Origin of the sequence: Falsirhodobacter sp. alg1 (genome assembly GCF_000739715.2) — a bacterium.
Taxonomy (GTDB): Bacteria; Pseudomonadota; Alphaproteobacteria; order Rhodobacterales; family Rhodobacteraceae; genus Falsirhodobacter.
The window spans coordinates 1-512 of sequence record NZ_BBJC02000109.1; the positions used below are offsets into that span (position 1 = coordinate 1).

Consider the following 512-nt stretch of genomic DNA (forward strand, 5'->3'; position numbering starts at 1 on the left):
CGCATTCACGTCGCGCTTCTTGCCCACGCCCACGCGATCCACCGCCGTCTTCATGTTGTCGTAGATCCCGCGGCCCGGCACGCCCTCAAAGACCCGGAACGCGTGCCAATGCGCGTCGAACAGCATCTCGTGGGTCTGCAACAAATAGGCCCTGACCAGGAACGCCCGGCTGTGCGACAGCTTGATGTGGGCATCCCCCCCGAACAGCGCGAAACTGTCCCTGACACTCCGCCAACCGATGGGTTCAAGAAGCTGATGCAGGAAGCCGCGGGAACGCGTTCCTATGCCGCGGCCCTTGCGGTGCTGAATGTTGCAGAATGGCTGTATCTTGAATGGGCAAAGACGATTCCGCGGCCGCTTTCCGAAAATTTTGTCCATGCAGAATGGGTTACCCTGCACGACAATCCCGATTTCAGCAGCTTTGTCGCATTTCTGAGAGCGGAATTGGACCGTATCGGCCCCGCCGAGGAGGCTATCAGCCGGGATTTCTTCCAACGGGCTGTTGAGCTGGA

2 pseudogenes are annotated in these 512 nt (G+C 59.6%); one reads left to right on the forward strand and one right to left on the reverse strand.

What is annotated here, in order from left to right:
- Positions 1-192: pseudogene (locus tag TR36_RS15315) on the reverse strand (IS21 family transposase); the annotation flags it as partial.
- Here TR36_RS15315 and TR36_RS14465 point away from each other — a divergent pair.
- Positions 172-512 (forward strand): annotated as a pseudogene (locus TR36_RS14465) (TenA family transcriptional regulator); the annotation flags it as partial. The pseudogenes TR36_RS15315 and TR36_RS14465 sit on opposite strands and share 21 nt — an antisense overlap.